Consider the following 15,775-nt stretch of genomic DNA (forward strand, 5'->3'; position numbering starts at 1 on the left):
GGAGGCTGAGTGATGAACGTCCTAATCGTGCATGCGCATCCCGAGCCAAGGTCTTTCAACGGAGCGCTGAAGGCATTTGCCGTGAAGCGATTGGAAGACGCGGGACATACCGTGCGCGTTTCCGATCTGTACGAGATGAAGTGGAAGGCGGTGCTCGATGCCGATGACAGTACCGATCATGTGCCCGGGGCTGTGTTTCACCCGTCGAGCGATTCCAAGCATGCGTTCGCGAACGGTACGCAGAGCGAGGACATTGCCTGTGAGCAGGAGAAACTCCAATGGGCCGATGCCGTCATCTTTCAATTTCCGCTGTGGTGGTTTTCCATGCCGGCGATCATGAAAGGATGGGTCGAGCGGGTATTCGCATATGGTTTCGCCTATGGCGTCGGGGAACATTCCGACCATCGGTGGGGCGATCGTTACGGCGAGGGATCCTTGTCCGGCAAGCGCGCCATGTTGGTCGTGTCCGCCGGAGGGTGGGAGCCGCACTACAGCGCGCGTGGGATCAACGGGCCGATCGACGACGTGTTGTTTCCGATCAATCACGGCGTGCTGTTCTACCCGGGCTTCGAGGTGCTGCCGCCGTTCGTCGTCTATCGAGCCGGCAAGATGGACGAGGCGAGGTTCGCGCAAACCTGCGATGCGCTGGGGCGGCGCCTCGACGAGCTTTGGAGCACGCGCCCGATCCCCTATCGGCGGCAGAATGGCGGCGACTATGACATTCCCGAATGCACGCTGAAGGAGGATGTGGCGCCCGGGCAGGTCGGCCTCGGCGCACATGTCGCTAAGTGACGGGCTCCCTCGGTTCCTTGTTGCCGACGTGGAGCACGCGAAAGCGATCCGGTTGCTCCGGGTCGCGATCGACGACTTCCACCGGCGCCCACGCCCATTGCCACACGTGCATCTGCGGCGGGCGAGAAAACGCGATCGTCCCGCGCGTTCCCTCTACGACGAGGCTAGGCCATAAGTCCGGGCCGAAGGCTTGGCCGATTCCATTGGATCGCAGCGCTTCTACGAGCACGGCGCCGGTGTCGTAGCCCTCGAACGCGACGAAGGACGGCGGCTTACCCAGGCGCCGACACAGGGCGGTTTCAACGCGAACGCCGAGTGGGCTGAGACGCTCCTGGCGATAGCGCAGGAACGGAATCGCGAGGCCGTCGCTTCCCAGCAACGCTGTCCACGTGGGCAACTCGGGTTGCCCCGCTGGTGCGCCGATGAGTAGTGCGGCAAGCCGCCGATCGCGACGAACGCTTTTGACGATCGACACCGCAGGCTCCGGATGGCCGGTCAATAGCAGAAGCGCTGTCGCGCCATCGTCGGCTACGGCGTCGCACACAGCCGTCGGTGAAAGCGTGCTCGCGTCGAGTTCGATGAGTGTGCCGTCGCACTCGGCGAGGCGGTCGCGCAGGATGCGCGTGCCCGATGCCCACTACAGGCTTTGCTGACTCGCGACCGCGATGCGGCGATGTCCGGCGTTCAAGAGAAAGTCCGCATAGATTCGCCAACCGCGGGACTGTGTGGGGCACAGTAGTGCGACCCAGTCCGACGGCTGTTCGGTCAGTGCATCGAGCACCGCCGAGGAGCACAGAAACGGCATGCGTAGCGCGTCGGCCCGGGTGGCCGCGGCCCGCGCGACGACGCTGTGATATTCACCCGCCAGAGCAATCACGCCGAGTTGCGCCAATTCATCCACGGCGGCAATGGCTTTTTGCGGGTCGGCCGTAGTGTCCCTAACGATCAGTTCGAGCGGCCTTCCGAGAACGCCGCCGTTGTCGTTGGCCTCATCAACGGCGAGATGGAGGCCGGCAAGCAGATGCCGGCCAGCGTCGATCCAGCCGGGGCCGCTCAAGGGGGCGAGCGCTCCAATCGTGACGGCGGGGCCGCGGTGGCGTTGGGCTGGCATTCTCGGCTGTGAGGTGTCCACCGGCAGTGGCTCCTGTGAGTGCGGGGCGAGCGAGAGATAGATGGGATCGAGCCTCGACCGACCAAACGCATTGCGCCGGTGCCGAAGCTGCCGCGATTGTTGCGACAAAGGATGCGCGAGGACATGCACAGTCGCAAACAGTTTGGACCGTACTGTTCAGTGCGTTGGGTGAACAGTCGCAGAAGGCCGGATCCTTGATCTGATCCGTATCTCAGCTGCATCCGCTATATCTGTAATACGAAAGTCGTGCGGTCTTCCCAGCCGGTCGCCGAGAAGGCGCGCGTGCAGGCACGCAACACTTGTTTAATCCGACCCTAGAGTGCGATACGATTACGCGCATCCGGGGAGGTGGCCGTGCGGGTGCATGCCATGGTCGCACCGCGCCATCGATCGTTTTCAGTAATTCTCCGACTCATGCCCAGTACCGTTGCCCTCCTCGGCATCGCGACCATGTCTTGCGTGATGAGCGCGGCGGTACTCGCCTCGCTGTTGCGAGCGCACGTGCGCGGCGTGCCGCGGTGGTGCGCCGCCTATGGTTTTTTCGCGGTCGGCGCTGCGCTTTTGCTCATCGAGCAACGTACGTCGGCGTCGCTCGGCACAGTCGTTGCGTTTCCGATCTTCATCGCGGCCAGTTTAATCATCGTTCAAGGCACTCGCGAATTTTTTGGCCGACCGACGGCGTATGTCTTCGAGTATGCAGTCGCCGCAGCGGTGTTGGTCGCGTTGGTCTATCTGACGTGTTTCAGGCCGAATCTGGATGCGCGCGTTGCCGTGAGTTCCGCCTACTTCGCTTACGTGCGTATTGCTATCGGGTGGACCGCTTTGCGGTATCGTCCGCCGAATCGCCCGCGATACAACTACTACTTTCTCGGTATCGCCGCGCTTGCCGGGGCGCTGTTGCATGTGGTGCGATCGATCACTTACGGCTTCGGGTTCGCACATGAAAGGGCGTTTCTCGATCCTTCGCCGCTGAACATCGGATTTTTAGGGCTCGGCATCTTGAGCTTTCCGTTCATGTCGATCGCGATGGTGATGCTTGCCCATGATCGATTGGCCGAGCGTATGGAGCGCTTGGCGACGGTGGACGAACTGACTGGCGCGCTGGTCAGGCGCGCGTTCATCGAGAAGGCCGAGGCCGCCGTTGCCGCTGCGAAGGCGAGTGGAACGCCGCTTGCGCTCGGCATACTCGATATCGACAATTTCAAAGGCGTCAACGATCGCTACGGTCATGCAGCGGGCGATCGCGCACTGTCGCACTTCGCGGCGGTGGTGTCGCGCTCGGTGCGTCGCGGCGACTTGTTCGGTCGCCTTGGCGGCGAGGAATTCGCCATTCTTTTTCCTGCGACGCGCAAGGGCGAGGCATGGCAACTGACGAATGCCTTGCGCGCAGCTATCGCGGCTGCGCCTTGCGAGCACACGCCCAATACGTTTAGCGCCGGAATCGACGAGTTCGGCCCGCGCGATACGCTCGCATCCGTCATGGCACGGGCCGATGCAGCCCTTTATGCGGCCAAGGCCCTCGGGCGCGATTGCGTCGTCTTGGCTTCGGCCGACGATGAACCCGATCAGCGCATCGCGCAAGTGAACTGATTGCGGTTCGTGCGCAGCGGCCATGCTCGACTATTCTGAAGTGATCGGGAGCCAAAACGTCATTTTGCGGAGAACGCTTTGCCTACGAGACTCTTTCGATCGGCTCGCCGCGATCGCAAACGTTTCGTCGTCTTATATGTTGTACTCGTCGCGGGCCTGTTGCTCGCGGCTGCGGCCTTCGTATGGGAAGTCCGCATCATTGTTCGAGACGGCGCCATGGAGGAAGAGGCCTTTACTGTGCTTGGCGTCGCAAACCGCGCGCTCGACGATCTGCAAGACGCCGAAACGGGGCAGCGCGGGTATCTGGTCACCGGCTCCGCGGAATACTTGCAGCCGTATGACCGTGGCGTCCGCGATGTCGAGGATACGTTACAGCGTCTACGCCAACTCTTGGCAACGGATCCGCCTTCGCTCGAGATTTTGAGGCGCATCGACTCTTTGCGCGAGAGCAAGTTGGGGGAACTCGCGCGGTCGATCGAGCTTGCGCGCGCCGGCGACCGAAGCGCCGCGATCGCGCTCGTCAACACGGGGCGGGGCAAACGCGAGATGGATAGCCTTCGCGGCGAATTTGAACGGTTACGCAGGCGTTGGGAGGCGCGCCGGCGCCAGGCTGCCGATGAAGCGCGCGATCGCCTGCTGTTTGGTGCAGGGGCCTTGGGGGCGTTCGCGATTTTTGTCGGCGGGCTTTTGGTTTACGCTTTGGTGATCGAGCAACGGGCGTTTGCCAATATCAGCGCATACTCCGAGGCGATGGATCGCGAAGCGGGGTGCGATCCGTTGACGGGCCTGCCCAATCGTCGGCGCGTACTCGCTCGAATCGATGCGCTGGCTGCCCGGCCCGATAGCGGCACCTTGCGGGTAGCGTTGTTGTTCATGGACGTCGATGGTTTCAAACGGATCAACGACGAGCTTGGGCATAGCGCGGGCGACGCGTTTTTGCGGCGGCTCGCGCAGTGGCTTTCTGCGGTGGTGCGGCGGGACGATATGTTGGCGCGCGTCGGCGGCGACGAATTCGTCGCGCTCGTTACTCATTACGGCGGCGACGAGGATCTTCGGCAGCTGGCGCGTCGGCTGATCGGGCAAGTTCAGGCGGTGGCACATGCGGAATATGCGGACCGATTCGATATCGGTCTGAGCATCGGGATCGCGACGTTTCCCGATCGGGTGAGGCATCTGCGGCAACTGATCGATGCGGCCGACGCAGCGATGTACACGGCGAAGGGCGACGATTCGTCGACGTTTCGCTTCGCTTCTGGCGCGAACAACGAAAGCGAATATGCCGTTTCAGCGCGAAAGCTCGAGTGAGCGCTGCGAAGCGGGCAACGCCCAAAAGCTATGGGCCCTACCCAGGGAAGAGGCAGGGCCCGTCTACTGCAACTTCGAGGTGAGGTGAGTCTACTGCTAGGGTGCTTCTACTTCCAGGGTGCTGCAACTGCTAGGTGCTGCTATCCGAGGTGAGGTACTTCAAGTATTGCGAACTACGGTGCTGCCCATCAGGTACTCGATGCTGCTAGTGATGCGTGCTGCCAGGTCATGCGTGCTGCTCGGTGATGCGAACTGCTCGGTGATGCGAACTGCTCGGTGATGCGAACTGCTCGGTGATGCGAACTGCTCGGTGATGCGAACTGCTCGGTGATGCGAACTGCTCGGTGATGCGAACTGCCAGGTGATGCGAACTGCCAGGTGATGCGAACTGCCAGGTGATGCGAACTGCCAGGTGATGCGAACTGCCAGGTGATGCGAACTGCCAGGTGATGCGAACTGCCAGGTGATGCGTACTACCCACCAACTACTCCGTACTGCGACAACGTTCTGCTCGAACCCCAGTGTTGACCCTAACCAGCGATAACCCTGACTGCTGAGTGGAATCGCTGCACAGCTCCTGCTACGACTGTCCGGCGCCACGTTGCCTCGCGAGGGCTTTGTGGATGGAGCCGATGTCTCGCTCCATGGAAAGCAGTGTAGGTCTGTCCGACCAAAACCAATTGGATGAAAGGAGTGCGTTTTCGCGCCCAATTCAAGGAATCGGCCGTGGCCAGTGCGCGCGAGGCGCTAAGAGGCAGATCAGCGAGTGGGAAGTGCGCCGCCACTACAGGCGGAATCGGGCTGCTTGCTAGCGATGCGCCGGATCGCCGGCGGCGGCTTCATCGACTTCGGGAAAAGTCGCGCGTCCTTGAGTCAGATCGCGCAGGGCTGCGCGGGCCGCGTCCACCATCGTGGCGGGCATGAGTAGCGAAAGCCGCACCGACAGGCCATAGCGGCTTTCGACGAGTTCGACGCTTTCCTGTTCCATCCATCGCCGAACCCGCGCTTCGTCGGGATAGCTCGTTTCGACGATAAGGTGCGCTTGGGCGATGCGCTCGACGCGCTCGGCCAGTTGCAACGCGCTCGCGATAGCGTCCGTATACGCGCGCACGAGGCCGCCGGCGCCGAGTTTCACTCCCCCGTAGTACCGCACCACGGCCGCCAGCACGCCATCCAGATCCTGATGGCGCAGCACTTCGAGAATGGGGCGGCCGGCGGTGCCCGACGGTTCGCCGTCGTCGGACATTCCGGACTGACCACCAGCGAGCAGGGCCCAGCACACATGGGTCGCGCCCGGGTTGGCATCGCGCAGACGGCGCAGCTCGAGCATGGCCGCATCGCGGTCCGCAACCGGGATCGCATGGGCGATGAAGCGGCTCTTACGAATCTCGAGTTCGGCCGTCACAGGGGCGGCAAGTGTGAAGCTAGGCAAGACGCAGTTGTTCCTGGTTAGGTGTGGCGAGCCGCGGCGGGCGCGCGGGTGGCCGATACAACAAGGTTTCTTTTAAAAACAAAGGCTTGTCTGCAGAAGGGGCACCCACGATTCCGAATAGAGTGATCTTAGCGTCACGTGCGCCACCGAAGCTCGAGCGTGGCAAGGTGTTCGCATTATGCTCTAGCTAAACAGCGGCAATCTCGCTCTGACCAACTCCCACCACGTCGGCAACATTCTGACTCGGTGCTCGGAATTGATTGGTGTGAGGCGTCCCAGTAGGTCATGCCGCGATCGGTCCCACAAGCCCAGTGCAGACAAGGCACTCCATGCCGACGGGAACTTATTCACAGATTTTGTTGGCAAGGCTGTGAATAACCTGCTCATAGGCCGCGCAAGTCCTTGATGCGAAAGCACCTCGCACTCGAGTTCGCGTTTGTGGCACGCCCGCGGGGGACGGCCGCATTCGAGCAGCCCCGCCGCGGCGGCCGGATCGGAAATTGGCCATTGCGCGATCCGTCGGAAACTTTGTCGACCAAGATGGGCCCGACGATGGCATGATATGCGCCTGCGTTTCTGCGCCACGCCCCTTACATTCTGTTTCGCCCCCGAATATGTCCGATCTGATCGTCCATGGTGGCCTCCCGCTCCGCGGCGAGATCACGCCATCCGCCAATAAGAACGCGGTTTTGCCGATTCTGTGCGCTACGCTGCTGACCGATCAGCCATTGCGGCTCATCGGCGTGCCCGACATCACAGACGTCAAAAAAATCCTCGACATCTTCCGCGCCCTTGGCAGCAGCGTGTCGATGGACTTCTCCACGGGCATTCTCGACCTGCATCACCACGCCACGTCGTTCGATCCGGTCAAACACCGTTTGCCCGAGGAAATGCGCTCGTCGATCATGCTCGTGCCGCCGCTACTTGCCCGCTTCGGTGTCGCACGGCTCGAAAACGACGTGAAAGGCTGCACCCTCGGCGTGCGCGAGATCGATCCGCACGTGGAAGTGTTCGAACGCTTCGGCGCGATGGTGGAACGCTCGCCCGATTCGCTGATCGTTCGCGCGCAGGCGCGCATGGCGGCGAACGATCACTGGCTCGATTACGCATCGGTCACCACCACCGAAAATTTCGTCCTGTGCGCGGCTGGCGCAGCGGGCACGTCGACGCTCGTGAACGCCGCCTCGGAGCCGCACGTACAGGAGTTTTGCCGTTTCATCGCGATGCTCGGCGTTCCGATCGAAGGGATCGGCACCTCGCGTTTGATCATCGAAGGCGGTCATCGCTTGGGAGGCGGCGAGTTTCGCTTCAGCGAGGATTTCCACGAGATCGCGACGTTTCTCGCGCTCGGCGCGATCACGGGCGGCGACATCGTCGTCAAGAACAGCGCACCCGAGCAGTTCCCGTTGATCGATCGCACGTTCGCAAAGTTCGGCGTCAATTTGGTCCATCGCGACGGCTGGTCGCGCGCGCTGCGCGATGGCCCGCTGCGGGTTCGCCGTCCGTTCACGCCCAACATTTTGACGAAGGTGGAAGCGGCGCCATGGCCGTATCTGCCCGTCGATCTGCTGCCCATCTTCATCGCGCTCGGCGTGCGCGCCGAAGGCAGCGCGATGTTTTGGAACAAGGTGTATGACGGCGCGATGGGTTGGTCGGTCGAACTCTCGAAGTTCGGCGCGCACGTTTTCCTGTCCGACCCGCATCGCCTCATTACGTTCGGCGGGATCGCCTTGAGCCCAGCGAAAGTGGAAAGCCCCTACATCATTCGCGTCGCAATCGCACTGCTCATGGTAGCCGCGAGCATCGAGGGGCGCTCGGTGATAGCGAATGCATTGCCGATTCGCCGCGCGCATCCGCACTTCGTCGAGAACTTGCGGTCGGTGGGGGCAAACGTCGAATGGACGCATGGCGATTGAATCGCCGAACACCCGGCGAACACACCTATACCCCGGCGGAATAAGGCGCATACGGCGGCATGGGCTTCGCCGCCGCGGCGCTTATTGCTGGACGCCCTTCTTCTTGGCCAATTCCTGCGCGAGCTGATAGTGATGCTCGATCGTGGGCAGCCCCTTTTGCGCGAGCTTCTTCAGGTCGGCATTATGGCCATCGGAAATCTCTTTCTTGAAGGCGGCCACGGCGTCCTCGTGACCTTTTACACCGATCTTCGCAATATAGGCGTCGTCGAATTCCTTGCCCTTTAGCGGCTTCAACGAATCGAGGACGCTCGTATCCGAGTTGTCCTTCGGCACTTTGACGCCATGCGGCGCCGCAGCTTTGAGCTCCACCGTCAACTTCGTGTGATCGAGCAGCATGCGATGAGCGAAGGACTTCACGTCCTTATCGTTCGTGTTTTTTTGGGCCAACTTGGCGGCGTCGATTTCCGTCGAGGACGACATGGAGGCCGCCTGCACGAAGTCACGATCGGGCTCGGGAAGGGGATTGGCCGCCGTGGTGGACGCGGCTTGCGTTTGCGCGTAGGTGGCAGCGACGGGCAGCAGCAAGGCGCAGCACGTCAAAGCTAAGATGGTTCGTTTCATGAGGGCTCCTGTCGAAGTATGCGTTGACGGATGCAATGCACGGCGCAAGCGCCGGCTCGATCGCGTTTGCTGCTTTGCAAAGGGCGTACCCGCGAAGCGTGTGCAGAGGTGGGCGTGCGTCTTGCTCGCACCTTCGCATGGAAGAATCCAAAGGCGGCATGGACTTGATCGGTGCCGTACAGCTATGGAGACGATGCCGCTCACCCTCGATTGGCCGACGATCGCCGTGCGCCTGTTCTGCGCGTTCGCCGCAGGGGCCGCCTTCGGCGTCAATCGCAGCGAATCGGGCAAAGCCGCTGGATTGCGGACGACGATTCTCGTCTGTCTCGCTGCTTGCTTGGCGATGCTGCAAGCCAATGCGCTGCTGGATCAAACCGGTAAAGGCAAGGAAAGCTTTGCCGTGCTCGATTTGATGCGGTTACCGCTCGGCATTCTGACGGGGATGGGCTTTATCGGCGCTGGGGCCGTGCTGCGTAAGGACGGGCTCGTGACCGGCGTCACGACCGCGGCGATGTTGTGGTTCATCACAGTCGTCGGTCTGTGCTTCGGCGGTGGTCAGTACACGCTCGGCGCTTGCGGTGTCGTGTTGGGCTTGCTCGTGCTGTGGGTGCTCCGGGTGGCCGAACACCGTCTCGAGCGGCGCAAAGCGGCGTGGCTGACGCTGCGTTACCCGATCGGCTCCGACTGTCCGCACAAGGTGACGGCGCAATTGGCCGAGATCGGCTGCAGCGTGGAGCCGCGAGACGACTGCGTCAGCGATCAGGATGGCGCCTATGAGTCACGCTTTCTCGTGCGTTGGAAGGAGGCGTTCGACGTGCATTTGATGGCGCCGTCGTTCGCCTCGCTCGGCCGCGCCAGCGGCGCGATCAGGGTGCAATGGTCGATGCTGGATTGAATGACGTGACCTGACCTGACGAGACCGCGACGTCCGAGGAGGTTCGGCACGACATGTCGCAGGAAAAGTCGAAGCAGTCGCTGCATCGCAAGACCAGCGACGCAAACGACGCTTCGACGAATCGGCTAGTGCGCTAAGGCTATATTCGACCGAGTACGACGAGAATGACGACGATGACGACGATAAGCCCCAACGTGCCCGTTGGCGCGTAGCCCCAGCCGCGGCTGTAGGGCCAAGCTGGAAATGCGCCGATCAAAAGCAGAATGAGAATGACTAGCAAGATCGTGCCCAACATAGCGCCCTCCCTTGAAGTGGTTGAAGACAGGCGGCGCGAGCCGCTTGGGAACAGGTCCGCAACTTGTATGCCGCGTGGGTCGCTTTCGCTTGGGCGCATTGGCTGGGTGGCGTTGCGTCGTTTTCGCCGGATTCCGATATGGTCGGCAATTCGTCGACGTTACAAACGATTTTGCCGCGACGACATTCAATTCGATTTCCTCACCGCGCCGCAGCAAATAAATGTTGCTGCGTTCCAGGGAAAATTCATGAGTTTCGATAAGCGAACCCGCTTCAAGCGGAAAGCGCGTCATGTAGAAACGGGTGGTATCGCTCCCTCAAGCAGTCCATGTCGGCCTGCATCTCCGAGAGCAGCCAGTCCCGAACATCCGCCACTTCTTTGCACATCCGTCCGGTTGGGCCGACTAGCCTGTATTCACGTCCCGTGCTCGCAAATCGCGTCGAGGCGGCAACCAGCTTCTCCATGCGTAGCGCATAGGATGTCGTCGATGTCCATGCCAAGGCTATCCGCGCCCCATACCGTTGCATCCAGCACCATCGCGCCATCTGTAAAGCTGATGGTGCTTCCCAATCGGTGCGCTAATCGGCCAATTCCAAATCTTGAATGACCGCCGCTAAAAATCGCGCCGCTTCGCCGCCCGTTACGACGCGATGATCGAAGGTCAAGCTGAGCGGTAAGAGGGCATGCACGACGGGTTGGCGGTTGTGCGCCACCACGGCATCATGCACGCGCCCCGCGCCTAGAATCGCCACGGTCGGCGGAACGACGATCGGCGCCGCGTACTTGCCGGCGATCATGCCGAAGTTCGACAACGTGATCGAATTGCCGCGCATTTCTTCCGGGGGGATCTTGCGTGCGCGAACGTCGGCGCGCATCCGGTCCAGCCCCGCGCGCAAATCGGCCGCATCGCGGTGCGCGACGTCTCTCAGCACGGGCACGAACAGCCCATCGGGCAAATCAACGGCAATCCCGACGTCGATTTTCGCGAGCACGCGTCGCCTCGCGCTGCGCCCGTCGAACCATGCGTTCAGTCCCGGTTGCGCACGGCACCCGGCCACCAACGCGCGAATCAAGCGAATCGTGACATCGGCGCCGGCTTTCCATGCGTCGATGTCCGCATCGTCGATCACCGTGGCCGCCGCCACCTCGCTTTGCGCCTGCGCCATGTTCAGCGCCATCGCGCGTCTCACGCCGCGCAGCGCTTCGGGCGGCCCCAGCTCGGTCAACAGCTTTGCCGTGCGCTCGACATCGCTCGACGTGACGATGCCGTCGGGGCCGGTCGGCATCACCATCGTCAAATCGATGTCCAGCTTGCGCGCCAGCGCGCGCACGGCCGGCGTCGCCTTGACCGCCGCGGTCCCGACGCTCAACCCTCCCATCGGTGCGGGCGCGGACGAGGCCGCTTCGTGCACGACGCGCTCGCTCGTCTCCATGCGGCCGACCACCGTGCCCGTGTCGGCCTGGCCGCCTTCGCCCTCGAAGCCGACGAGCGCCGCGCCCAAATGCACGATGTCGCCTTTCTTGCCGTAGAGCTTGGCGATGCGCCCGCCTTGCGGCGCAGGGATGTCGACGATCGCCTTCGCCGTTTCCACCGATACGAGCGGCTGATCGGCTTTCACTTCATCGCCGGCTTGTACGTGCCATTCGACGATTTCCGCTTCTTGCAGGCCTTCGCCCAAATCGGGCAGCTTGAAGATATTCACGTGGATGCCTCGAGCGTTTTCTTGACGGCGCCAACGATGCGCGCGACGCTCGGCATGTACTGCGTCTCCAGCCTGAATAGCGGGACGACGACGTCGTAACCGGTCACGCGCTCGATCGGCGCCAGTAACGAATAAAGCCCGCGCTCGGCGATGGCCGCTGCGATCTCCGCGCCTAGGCCGCACGTGCGCGGCGCTTCATGCACGATGACGCAACGGCCCGTCTTGGCGACGGACGCAAGGATAGTGTCGACGTCGAGCGGCTTGAGCGTTGCGACGTCGATCACTTCGGCCGCGATGCCTGATTCGGCCAATTGATCGGCACTCCTCAGCACTTCCTGGAGCATCGCGCCCCACGAAACGAGCGTGACATCGGAGCCCTCGCGCAAGGTGAAGCAAGTGTCGAGCGGTAGCGCTTGACCATCGTCGTCGACGCTCTGCTTGAACAAGCGGTAAAGCCGTGTCGGTTCCAGAAACAAGACCGGATCGGGATCGCGGATGGCCGCGAGCAGCAACCCGTAGGCTCGGGCGGGCGAGGACGGCATCACCACCCGCAGCCCCGGAATATGCGCGAACAACGCTTCGGGACTCTCCGAGTGATGCTCGGGCGCATGGATGCCGGCGCCGCACGGCGAACGCATCACGAGCGGACAGGAAAGGCGGCCGCGGGTACGGTGGCGCAGGCGCGCGGCGTGGTTCAGGATCTGATCGATGATGGGGTAGATGAAGCCCGTGAATTGGATTTCGGCAACAGGGCGCAGCCCCATCGCAGCCATGCCGATCGCCGTGCCCGCGATGGCGCTTTCGGCCAGCGGCGTGTCGATCACGCGCGCTTCCCCGAAATGGGCTTGCAAACCTTGGGTCGCGCGAAATACGCCGCCGTTGACGCCGATGTCCTCGCCGAGCAGCACGACCGATGGATCGTGCTCGAGCGCATGAGCGAGCGCAAGATTGACGGCCTCGACGAGCGCGAGCTCAGGCATGGCCGTTCTCCGGACGATCCGCGAATTGCCGTGCGCTCGCCAACTGATCGGCGAGCGCGTGCGGTAGCGATGCGTAAAGGTGGTCGAACATCGACGATACCTCCGGCGGCGCCACGGCCAGATACGCTTGAACCGCCTCCTCGATCGACCGCTGGCACGACTGAATCAACGCCTCTTCGCGCGCCTTGTCCCACGCATCGAGCGACAGCATATATTTGCGCAGGCGCACGATCGGCTCCCCTTGCCATGCTTTGGCCACGAGTTCGGGGTCGCGGTAGCGCGTGGCGTCGTCGGCCGTCGTGTGATCGCCGAGACGGTAGCTCAGCGCTTCGATGAGCGTCGGGCCGCCGCCGGCTCGCGCCTTGGCCAGCGCCGTCCGCGCCGCTTCGTGCACGGCGATCACGTCGTTGCCGTCCACCTGGCGGCCCTCGATGCCGGCGGCGATCGCCTTCTGTGCGAGCGTTTGCGCGGCCGTCTGGCGTTCGCGCGGCACGGAGATGGCCCATCGATTGTTGTTGACCACGATCACGAGCGGGGCTTGCCATACGCCCGCCATATTCATTGCTTCGTAGAAGTCCCCCTTCGACGTGCCGCCGTCGCCGACGATCGTCGCGCAAGCACGCGCCTCGCCGCGCAAACGGAAGGCATAGGCCGCCCCGGCTGCATGGGAGACCTGCGTGCCGATCGGCACGCAATTCGGAAAGTCGTGCGGCGCCGCGGCGAAACAACTGCCGCGTTCGTCGCCTCCCCAATAGAGCAAGCTTTCGGTCATCGTGACGCCGCGCAGCAATTGCGCGGCATGATCCCGATATGACGGAAAGAAGGCGTCTTCGGGCCGCATCGCAGCGGCGAGCCCCACGCCGATAGCCTCTTGTCCCACAGAAGAAGCGAAGGTGCCGAGCTTGCCTGTGCGCTGCAGCGCAACGGCCTTGTTGTCGAACGCGCGGGTCAGCACCATGGCGCGATAAAACGCCGCGAGGGTTTCAGTGTCTTTGGCGAAATCGGGGAGGGGTTGCATCGGCACGCCGTCAACATCGAGGAACTGTGTGTACTCGATTTGAAAACTGGCAGCCGTCGTCATGATCGATGTCCTCGATGAGCGCCTCGTGCGAGGCGCTACCGTGTGCTCGTTTTCAGATTTTAGGCGGCGTGGCGCAAATGGCGAGCGCTTCTTTATGCATTGAATGCGGATGCGAACGCTACGCTCGAGGTGCGGATTGCATGCTGGGGGGCACGCCGAGCAATTGCAGGGCCCCGGCGGCGACGGCCGAGAAGACGGGTCCCGCCACCGCGCCGCCGTAGTAGGCGCCCGCGGGCTCGTCGATCATGACGGCCACGACGAGCCGAGGCGCATCGATCGGCGCAATGCCGACGAACAGCGAACGATACTTGTGACGCGCATAGCCCGTGGCCGCGCCCGCGTGTTTCCACGCGGTGCCGGTCTTGCCGCCGATGCGATAACCGTCGATTTGCGCTCGGCGCCCCGTGCCGCCTTCGAGCGTGGCCGCTTCGAGCATCGCGCGCAGTGTCGCGGCCGTGCGTTCGGTCGTGACGCGCGCCCCGCTTTGCGTGTCCTCGTCGTCGGCCGCACGCTCGTCGCGGGCGATGAGCGCCGCGGGCCGCAAGGTGCCGTCGCCGGCAAGCGCCGTGTAGGCCTGCGCCATTTGCAGCAGCGACGTCGACAAGCCGTAGCCGTATCCCATCGTCGCTTGCTCCACGGGCCTCCATTTCTGCCACGGCCTGAGCTTGCCGGCAGCGACGCCCGGAAACGGCAGCGGCGGCGCCAGCCCGAGCCCATATTGACGATAAGCACTCCAAAGCGTTTCGGCCGGCAACGTCATGGCGATCTTCGCTAGCGCGATATTGCTCGATGTCGCCAGCGCTTGCGCGACGCTGACCGTCCCGTGGTTGGCGGTATCGTGGATCGTGTGCTTGCCGATGCGATAGCGGCCGCGTTCGGTATCGATCAACGAATCGGGCCGAAGATGCCCTGTATCGAGCGCGGTTGCGATCGCAAGCGGTTTGATGGTCGAGCCGGGTTCGAACGTATCGACAAGCGCGCGATTGCGCATGGTCTGGGCGCTCAAGCCGTTGCGCGCGTTCGGGTCGAACGACGGTGCATTGGCCAGCGCCAGAATTTCGCCTGTGCGCGCATCGAGCACGACGACGCTGCCCGCTTGGGCGCGATGGCGCTCGAGCGCGGCCTTCAGTTGCGCAAAGGCGAGCTGCTGAATGCGGCGGTCGATCGTGAGACGAACGGTTTGCCCATGCCGCGCCGGAGTGAGGGGGCGCAGGTCGGACACGATGCGCCCGAGCCGGTCGCGAATCACTTCGCGTTCACCGGGCTCCCCGGTCAGTTGTGCGTTGGCGGCGAGTTCGACGCCTTCTTGGCCCACGTCGTCGGTATCGGTCAGCCCGACGACGTGCGCGGCCGATTCGCCCTCGGGATAGAAGCGCTTGGACGTGACGACGCGCGTGACGCCGGGAATGCGCATGCTTGCGATGCGGCTTGCCGTTTGCGCATCGACGTGGCGCTTCAGCAATACGTTGGCGCGCCCGGTGTCGAGGCGTTCCAACACTGCTTCGGGCGAGAGCGCCAGCGCTTGCGCCAGCCCTTGGGCGGCAGAGCGATCGAAGCGCTCGGGCTCGGCCCATATCTCATACGTGGCCAGGCTCACGGCTAGCAACGCGCCGTGGCGGTCGACGATAGGCCCGCGTTTCGCGGTCAGTTCGAGCATCTGGCGGTGCCGCTTTTCGCCTTGGGCCACATGAAAGTCATGCTCGACGATCTGGATCCACCCGGCGCGCGCGGCCAGGCCGGCGAAGGCCAGCGAAATGACGAGCATGACGAGCGCCGAGCGCTTCGGGTGCCTGTGCGAGGCGAGCGCGGGCTGGGTGGCGAGCGCGGAAGGCGAGTAGGGCGTCGGGCGTCTCTTGGGCGATGCGGTCATCGAAATGTACGAGCGTTTGAAAGATCACGCCGGACGGCGCAAGCTCGACATTGTAATGAAAATGTAAATAAGCGGGCAGCGCGCTATAGGCAATGCGCGAGGAGCGCGTGGCGCGAGCGTTCTCGGCCGCATGAAAAAAAACCGCCGCAAAAGCGGCGGCCCG

14 protein-coding genes are annotated in these 15,775 nt (G+C 63.1%); 5 read left to right on the forward strand and 9 right to left on the reverse strand.

Annotated elements, in window-relative coordinates:
• The first annotated feature begins 12 nt into the window (after positions 1–12).
• Positions 13–792 (forward strand): NAD(P)H-dependent oxidoreductase, encoded by a 780-nt coding sequence (locus MMB74_RS12150; RefSeq protein ID WP_277428869.1) that lies wholly within the window; start codon positions 13–15, stop codon positions 790–792.
• Here the strand turns inward: MMB74_RS12150 and MMB74_RS12155 are convergent.
• Both MMB74_RS12155 and MMB74_RS12160 read right to left on the reverse strand, forming a co-directional pair.
• Complete coding sequence (locus MMB74_RS12155) at positions 785–1,267, reverse strand: hypothetical protein (protein WP_277428870.1); 483 nt, start codon at positions 1,265–1,267, stop codon at positions 785–787. The genes MMB74_RS12150 and MMB74_RS12155 overlap by 8 nt on opposite strands.
• Positions 1,268–1,429: 162 nt before the next feature.
• Positions 1,430–1,903: an ABC transporter substrate-binding protein gene (locus MMB74_RS12160; protein ID WP_277428995.1), complete on the reverse strand. Its 474-nt coding sequence runs from the start codon at positions 1,901–1,903 to the stop codon at positions 1,430–1,432.
• Between the two features lie 435 nt (positions 1,904–2,338).
• Between MMB74_RS12160 and MMB74_RS12165 the strand changes: the two genes are divergently transcribed.
• Positions 2,339–3,514 carry a GGDEF domain-containing protein gene (locus MMB74_RS12165; RefSeq protein ID WP_277428871.1) on the forward strand — a complete coding sequence of 392 codons (1,176 nt, stop codon included), beginning with the start codon at positions 2,339–2,341 and terminating at the stop codon, positions 3,512–3,514.
• Positions 3,515–3,592: 78 nt separating this feature from the next.
• Entirely contained in the window at positions 3,593–4,819 is a 1,227-nt protein-coding gene (locus MMB74_RS12170) for a diguanylate cyclase (protein ID WP_277428872.1), read from the forward strand.
• 808 nt (positions 4,820–5,627) lie between these two features.
• Here the strand turns inward: MMB74_RS12170 and MMB74_RS12175 are convergent.
• A complete protein-coding gene (locus MMB74_RS12175; protein ID WP_277428873.1) occupies positions 5,628–6,251 on the reverse strand; it encodes a YigZ family protein in 624 nt (207 codons plus the stop codon).
• A 614-nt stretch (positions 6,252–6,865) separates the two neighbouring features.
• Between MMB74_RS12175 and MMB74_RS12180 the strand changes: the two genes are divergently transcribed.
• Positions 6,866–8,167 carry a UDP-N-acetylglucosamine 1-carboxyvinyltransferase gene (locus tag MMB74_RS12180; protein WP_277428874.1) on the forward strand — a complete coding sequence of 434 codons (1,302 nt, stop codon included), beginning with the start codon at positions 6,866–6,868 and terminating at the stop codon, positions 8,165–8,167.
• Positions 8,168–8,248: 81 nt separating this feature from the next.
• Here the strand turns inward: MMB74_RS12180 and MMB74_RS12185 are convergent, their stop codons facing one another.
• The gene (locus MMB74_RS12185) at positions 8,249–8,788 is read right to left on the reverse strand and encodes a DUF4142 domain-containing protein (RefSeq protein ID WP_277428875.1); all 540 of its coding nucleotides are present in this window, start codon (positions 8,786–8,788) and stop codon (positions 8,249–8,251) included.
• A gap of 184 nt (positions 8,789–8,972) precedes the next feature.
• On the opposite strand from MMB74_RS12185, the gene MMB74_RS12190 reads away from it, so the two are divergent.
• Entirely contained in the window at positions 8,973–9,683 is a 711-nt protein-coding gene (locus MMB74_RS12190) for an MgtC/SapB family protein (RefSeq protein ID WP_277428876.1), read from the forward strand.
• A 139-nt stretch (positions 9,684–9,822) separates the two neighbouring features.
• Here the strand turns inward: MMB74_RS12190 and MMB74_RS12195 are convergent, their stop codons facing one another.
• The 5 genes from MMB74_RS12195 to MMB74_RS12215 form a co-directional block, all read right to left on the reverse strand.
• Positions 9,823–9,978: a DUF3309 family protein gene (locus MMB74_RS12195; protein WP_277428877.1), complete on the reverse strand. Its 156-nt coding sequence runs from the start codon at positions 9,976–9,978 to the stop codon at positions 9,823–9,825.
• Between the two features lie 578 nt (positions 9,979–10,556).
• Positions 10,557–11,681, reverse strand: coding sequence for a dihydrolipoamide acetyltransferase family protein (locus tag MMB74_RS12200; protein ID WP_277428878.1), 1,125 nt, complete (start codon positions 11,679–11,681; stop codon positions 10,557–10,559).
• Positions 11,678–12,661: an alpha-ketoacid dehydrogenase subunit beta gene (locus MMB74_RS12205; protein WP_277428879.1), complete on the reverse strand. Its 984-nt coding sequence runs from the start codon at positions 12,659–12,661 to the stop codon at positions 11,678–11,680. Before MMB74_RS12205 ends, MMB74_RS12200 begins: the two co-directional genes overlap by 4 nt.
• Positions 12,654–13,742: a pyruvate dehydrogenase (acetyl-transferring) E1 component subunit alpha gene (pdhA, locus tag MMB74_RS12210; protein WP_277428880.1), complete on the reverse strand. Its 1,089-nt coding sequence runs from the start codon at positions 13,740–13,742 to the stop codon at positions 12,654–12,656. Before pdhA ends, MMB74_RS12205 begins: the two co-directional genes overlap by 8 nt.
• 118 nt (positions 13,743–13,860) lie before the next feature.
• The gene (locus MMB74_RS12215; protein ID WP_277428881.1) at positions 13,861–15,612 is read right to left on the reverse strand and encodes a penicillin-binding protein 2; all 1,752 of its coding nucleotides are present in this window, start codon (positions 15,610–15,612) and stop codon (positions 13,861–13,863) included.
• Positions 15,613–15,775: the final 163 nt, after the last annotated feature.

The organism is Trinickia sp. Y13 (genome assembly GCF_029522115.1).
Taxonomy (GTDB): domain Bacteria; phylum Pseudomonadota; class Gammaproteobacteria; order Burkholderiales; family Burkholderiaceae; genus Trinickia.

Coding starts and splice junctions, on each gene's coding strand:
- MMB74_RS12150 (WP_277428869.1), top strand. CDS start 13: ATGAACGTCCTAATCGTGCATGCGCATCCCGAGCCAAGGTCTTTCAAC.
- MMB74_RS12160 (WP_277428995.1), bottom strand. CDS start 1,903: ATGCCAGCCCAACGCCACCGCGGCCCCGCCGTCACGATTGGAGCGCTC.
- MMB74_RS12165 (WP_277428871.1), top strand. CDS start 2,339: ATGCCCAGTACCGTTGCCCTCCTCGGCATCGCGACCATGTCTTGCGTG.
- MMB74_RS12180 (WP_277428874.1), top strand. CDS start 6,866: ATGTCCGATCTGATCGTCCATGGTGGCCTCCCGCTCCGCGGCGAGATC.
- MMB74_RS12185 (WP_277428875.1), bottom strand. CDS start 8,788: ATGAAACGAACCATCTTAGCTTTGACGTGCTGCGCCTTGCTGCTGCCC.
- MMB74_RS12190 (WP_277428876.1), top strand. CDS start 8,973: ATGGAGACGATGCCGCTCACCCTCGATTGGCCGACGATCGCCGTGCGC.
- MMB74_RS12195 (WP_277428877.1), bottom strand. CDS start 9,978: ATGTTGGGCACGATCTTGCTAGTCATTCTCATTCTGCTTTTGATCGGC.
- MMB74_RS12205 (WP_277428879.1), bottom strand. CDS start 12,661: ATGCCTGAGCTCGCGCTCGTCGAGGCCGTCAATCTTGCGCTCGCTCAT.
- pdhA (WP_277428880.1), bottom strand. CDS start 13,742: ATGACGACGGCTGCCAGTTTTCAAATCGAGTACACACAGTTCCTCGAT.
- MMB74_RS12215 (WP_277428881.1), bottom strand. CDS start 15,612: ATGACCGCATCGCCCAAGAGACGCCCGACGCCCTACTCGCCTTCCGCG.